The organism is Rhodococcus sp. P14, assembly GCF_000256505.1.
In the GTDB taxonomy this organism is placed as follows: Bacteria; Actinomycetota; Actinomycetes; order Mycobacteriales; family Mycobacteriaceae; genus Rhodococcus; species Rhodococcus ruber.
This window is the reverse complement of record NZ_AJFC01000242.1, coordinates 1-5,217: the sequence shown is the minus strand read 5'-3', so window position 1 is coordinate 5,217 and position 5,217 is coordinate 1. Positions and strand designations below refer to the sequence as shown.

General features: G+C 72.1%; 5 protein-coding genes and 1 pseudogene. All 6 read left to right on the top strand.

Features of this window, described 5'->3' with window-relative positions; translation table 11 throughout:
• Positions 1-971 (top strand): NlpC/P60 family protein (locus OEY_RS31205; RefSeq protein ID WP_010595065.1); only part of this gene is annotated, 971 nt, incomplete at its 5' end.
• 148 nt (positions 972-1,119) lie between these two features.
• On the top strand, positions 1,120-2,277 hold the full coding sequence (locus OEY_RS0117130; RefSeq protein ID WP_010595064.1) for an AAA family ATPase: 1,158 nt from the start codon (positions 1,120-1,122) through the stop codon (positions 2,275-2,277).
• The gene (locus OEY_RS0117125) at positions 2,274-3,227 is read left to right on the top strand and encodes a DUF58 domain-containing protein (protein WP_010595063.1); all 954 of its coding nucleotides are present in this window, start codon (positions 2,274-2,276) and stop codon (positions 3,225-3,227) included. The genes OEY_RS0117130 and OEY_RS0117125 overlap by 4 nt, the downstream gene beginning before the upstream one ends.
• Positions 3,224-4,204: a VWA domain-containing protein gene (locus OEY_RS0117120; RefSeq protein WP_010595062.1), complete on the top strand. Its 981-nt coding sequence runs from the start codon at positions 3,224-3,226 to the stop codon at positions 4,202-4,204. Before OEY_RS0117125 ends, OEY_RS0117120 begins: the two co-directional genes overlap by 4 nt.
• Positions 4,205-4,283: 79 nt before the next feature.
• Positions 4,284-5,033, top strand: a complete 750-nt coding sequence (gene fabG1, locus OEY_RS0117115; RefSeq protein ID WP_010595061.1) for a 3-oxoacyl-ACP reductase FabG1 — start codon at positions 4,284-4,286, stop codon at positions 5,031-5,033.
• Positions 5,034-5,083: 50 nt separating this feature from the next.
• Positions 5,084-5,217, top strand: a pseudogene (locus OEY_RS30560) (NADH-dependent enoyl-ACP reductase InhA); the annotation flags it as partial.

The following is a 5,217-nucleotide window of genomic DNA, read 5'->3' as shown; positions in this document are numbered from 1 at the left end:
CCGCCCGGCGCGTCCCCGCCGACGCCGACGCCAATGCCCGCGCGGCCGAGTTGGCCAACGGGCAGCGCCCCCACACCCAGATCGACGGCTACGTGCGGCCCCAGGCCGCGGCCGCCGACTCCGGCGAGTCCGAGGTCGGGTTCGAGTCGCCGCTGCCGCCGACCTCCGGCACGACCCGGCCTGGGCGCGCCACGTCCGGGCAGGACGGATCGGACGCCGACGAATCCGGTGCCGACGAATCCGGTGCCGACGAATCCGGCGCGGACGGGTCGGGTACGGGCGGGTCCGATACCGATGGTGCGGGCACCGACGATTCGGGCACCGACGATTCGGGCAGCGACGGCTCGGGCACCGATGGTGCGGGCACCGACGGCTCGGGCACCGGCGGCTCGGGCGACGCGTCGACCGACGGCAGCGACGAGTCCGGCTCCGAGGACGCGACGAGTCCCGACCGCGCCGACCCGGTGGTGGAGGAGGACACCACCACCACTCCGCCCACCCGCAGCCGGCCCCGGACCAGCCCCGAGCGGGGCTCGACCCTCACCGGCGCGGCCGCCGTCGAGACGGTGATCGACCGGGCGATGTCCCAGATCGGGGTGCCTTACGCGTGGGGCGGTGGCGACGAGAACGGTCCGACCCTCGGCATCCGCGACGGCGGCGTCGCGGACAGCTACGGCGACTACAACAAGGTCGGCTTCGACTGCTCCGGGCTGATGATCTACGCGTTCGCCGGGATCGGGATCTCGCTGCCGCACTACACCGGCTACCAGTACACCGCCGGCGAGCAGGTGCCGTCGGCTCAGATGCGCCGCGGCGACATGATCTTCTACGGCCCGAACGCCAGCCAGCACGTGGGCCTGTACCTGGGCGACGGGCAGATGATCGAAGCCCCGCAGTCGGGTTCGCACGTGAAGATCTCACCGGTACGCTGGGACGGCATGACCCCGTACGTGGTACGGATGGTGTCCTGACACACTGCTCCCACCCGGCCGGAGGAGGCTCGTCCGACACCGGTGACCGCGGGCACCGGCTCGGCGACGGCGCCGACGTCCGCCACCTGGAATAGTGGTGTGGGTAGGTGACTTCCAGCAGCAACGAGGCGAAAGCGGTGGATTCTTGGTGACCTCACGCGAGGGTGGCACGTCGGGCACGGCAACGTCGGACGCGAAGACCGCCGCGTCCGCCCCGACCGGGGAGGCGGGCCGCACGTCGGACCAGGCACACGATGTGCGGCTGCTCGAACAGGCCATCTACGAGGTCAAACGGGTGATCGTCGGTCAGGACCGGCTCGTCGAGCGGATGCTCGTCGGCGTCCTCGCCCGCGGCCATGTGCTGCTCGAGGGAGTCCCCGGCGTGGCGAAGACCCTCGCCGTCGAGACGTTCGCCAAGGTCGTCGGCGGATCGTTCTCGCGGGTGCAGTTCACCCCCGACCTCGTGCCGACCGACCTCGTCGGCACCCGCATCTACCGGCAGGGCCGCGAAGCCTTCGACACCGAACTCGGCCCCGTCGTGGCGAACTTCGTGCTCGCCGACGAGATCAACCGTGCCCCGGCGAAGGTGCAGTCCGCCCTGCTCGAGGTGATGGCCGAACGGCACGTCACGATCGGTGGCCGGACCTTCCCCATGCCGGACCCGTTCCTGGTGATGGCCACCCAGAACCCGATCGAGAACGAGGGCGTGTATCCGCTGCCGGAGGCGCAGCGCGACCGGTTCCTGTTCAAGGTCCTCGTCGACTACCCCACGGTGGAGGAGGAACGCGAGATCGTCTACCGCATGGGGGTGGCGGCACCCGAACCCAAGCAGATCCTCGACAGCGACGAGTTGATCCGCCTGCAGCAGGTCGCCAACCGCGTGTTCGTCCACCACGCCCTCGTCGACTACGTGGTGCGGGTCATCTTCGCCACCCGCGCTCCCGGCGAGATCGGTCTCACCGAGGTCGACGGCTGGATCGCCTACGGAGCGTCCCCGCGGGCGACGCTCGGCATCATCTCCGCCGCGCGGGCCCTGGCGCTGCTGCGCGGCCGCGACTACGTCGTGCCCCAGGACGTCGTCGACGTCATCCCGGACGTGCTGCGGCACCGGCTGGTGCTGTCCTACGACGCCCTCGCCGACGACGTCTCGCCCGACCAGATCATCGCCCGCATCCTGCAGACCGTCGGCATGCCGCAGGTGGCCCCGCAGGCCGAACCGCCCGTCCCCGCCCCGGCGCCGGTCGGGGTCGCGGCCGCGCCGGCGGCAGGGATGCCCGGGCCGGAGGCCGGTGCGGGGCAGCGGTGAGCCGACGCCCCCCGGTCACTCCGCCGACCTTCCGTTCCGGCGAGCTGCGTGACCCCGCCCTGACTGCGGCGCTGCGAACCCTCGAGCTGACGGTGCGGCGCCGCCTCGACGGCGTGCTGCACGGCGACCACCTCGGACTCATCCCGGGCCCCGGCTCCGAGCCCGGCGACGCCCGCGAGTACCAGCCCGGCGACGACGTGCGCCAGATGGACTGGTCCGTCACCGCTCGCACCACCCACCCGCACGTGCGGCAGACCGTCGCCGACCGCGAGCTCGAGACGTGGCTGGCGATCGACCTCTCGCCCAGTCTCGACTTCGGCACCGGGGTCTGTGAGAAGCGGGACCTCGCCGTGGCCGCCGCCGCCGCGGTCGGCTACCTCGCCGGCGGCGGCGGCAACCGGATCGGCGCGGTGGTCGGGACGGGGGCGCACACCCGCCGCGTGCCCGCCCGCGGCGGCCAGCTGCACACGCAGGCGATGCTCCGCGCCATCGCGACGACCCCGCACGCCCCCGACGGCACCCGCGGGGACCTGCGCGGCCTGATCGAGTCGCTGCGGCGCCCGCAGCGGCGCCGCGGCCTCGTCGTCGTCGTCAGCGACTTCCTCGGCCCCCTCGACTGGGAACGGTCGCTGCGTGCCCTCTCCGGCCGGCACGACCTGCTCGCGGTGGAAGTCCTCGACCGCCGCGATCTCGAACTCCCCGACCTCGGCGACGTCGTGCTGCACGACCCCGAAACCGGGCGCACCCGCGAGTTCACCACCACCGAGCAGCTGCGCGCCGACTACGCGCGCGCCGCCACCGAACACCGCGACGCCGTCCGCCGGGCGGTCCGCAGCTGCGGCGCCCCCCTGCTGAGCCTGCGCACCGACCGCAACTGGATCGACGACGTGGTCCGGTTCGTCGCCGCCCGCCGCCACAGCTTCGGCGCGCCCGTGAAGGGGGCCCGGTGAGCATCTCCGACTTCACCGCGCCGTGGTGGCTGCTGTTCCTGGCCGTCGTCCTCGCCCTCGCCGCCGGGTACGTGGCGGTGCAGCGCCGTCGCATGCGGCACACGCTGCGGTTCACCAACTTCGAACTGCTCGAGAAGGTGGCGCCGCAGCGGCCCGGCCGCAGCCGGCACGTCCCGGTCGCGTTGCTGCTGGCCGGTCTCGCGTTGCTCACCGTCGCCGCGGCCGGGCCCACCGCCGAACAGCGGGTCCCGCGCAACCGCGCCACCGTCGTCCTGGTGATCGACGTGTCCTTGTCGATGCAGGCCACCGACGTCGAGCCGACCCGTCTGGCCGCCGCGCAGGCGGCCGCCAAGTCCTTCGCCGACGACCTGACACCCGGCATCAATCTCGGCCTGGTGGCGTTCTCCGGCACCGCGTCGGTGCTCGTCTCGCCCACCACCAACCGGGAGGCCACCAAGACCGCGATCGACAACCTGCAGCTGAGCGAACGCACCGCCACCGGCGAGGCGATCTTCACGGCCCTGCAGTCCGTCGACACCCTCGCCGCGGTGCTCGGCGGCGGCGACCAGGCACCCCCGGCCCGGATCGTGCTGCTCTCGGACGGCAAGCAGACCGTCCCGGAGAGCCCCGACGACCCACGCGGGGGATTCACCGCCGCCCGGCAGGCCGCGGACAAGGACGTGCCCGTCTCGACGATCTCCTTCGGCACCGAGTACGGCACCGTCTCGATCGAGAACGAACGCATCCCGGTTCCGGTGGACGATCCGTCCCTCAAGGAGATCGCAAACCTCTCCGGCGGCACCTTCTTCACCGCGTCGAACCTGCAGGAACTCGAGGACGCCTACAACACCCTCGAGGAACAGATCGGGTACGAGACCACCCGCGGGGACGCCAGCCGCCCCTGGCTGATCCTCGGCGTCCTCGCCGTCACCGGTGGGGTCGGCGCCGCCCTGCTGCTGCGCCAACGCCTGCCCTGACCTGCGTAGCAGCCGGTCCGCCCGCCGCTCGGGGCGCCTTGTTACCGACCCGTACCGCCACCAGATAGGGTTTGACCCCATGACTGACGCAAGCAGCCCCGCCGGATCGCCGCGCCCCGCGGCCACCCCCCGCTCGGTTCTCGTCACCGGTGGCAACCGTGGCATCGGCCTCGCCGTCGCCCGCCGCCTGCAGGCGGACGGCCACAGGGTCGCCGTCACCCACCGCGGCTCCGGCGCCCCGGACGGGCTGTTCGCCGTCCGCTGCGACGTCACCGACAGCGACTCCGTCGACGCCGCGTTCAAGGAGGTCGAAGAGCACCAGGGACCGGTCGAGGTTCTGGTCGCGAACGCCGGCATCACCGACGACACGCTGCTGATGCGGATGACGGAGGACCAGTTCACGAAGGTCGTCGACGCCAACCTCACCGGTGCGTTCCGGTGCGCGAAGCGCGCCAACCGCGCGATGCTGCGAGGGCGCTGGGGCCGGATGATCTTCCTCGGCTCGGTCGTCGGCATGGCCGGTCAGGCGGGGCAGATCAACTACGCGTCCTCGAAGGCCGGCGTCATCGGCCTGGCCCGCTCGGTGACCCGCGAACTCGGCTCGCGGTCGATCACGGCCAACGTCGTCGCGCCCGGCTTCATCGAGACGGACATGACCGCCGAACTCTCCGACGACGTCCGCGACACCGCGAAGAAGTTCATCCCGCTGCAGCGTCTCGGCAGACCCGAGGACGTCGCCGCCGTCGTCAGCTTCCTCGCGTCCGACGACTCCGCGTACGTCTCCGGCGCGGTCATCCCCGTCGACGGCGGCCTCGGCATGGGCCACTGACACCGGCGCACGCCACCACATCCGAAACTCACTGGAGGACCGACACACTCATGGGCGGACTGCTCGAGGGCAAGACCATTCTCGTCACCGGCATCATCACCGACGCCTCCATCGCCTTCCACACCGCGAAGGTCGCGCAGGAACAGGGCGCGAAGGTGATCATCACCGGCTTCGACCGGCTGCG

Bases quoted from the DNA above. Each gene is read 5' to 3' on its own strand.
- fabG1 (WP_010595061.1), top strand. From the start codon at position 4,284: ATGACTGACGCAAGCAGCCCCGCCGGATCGCCGCGCCCCGCGGCCACC.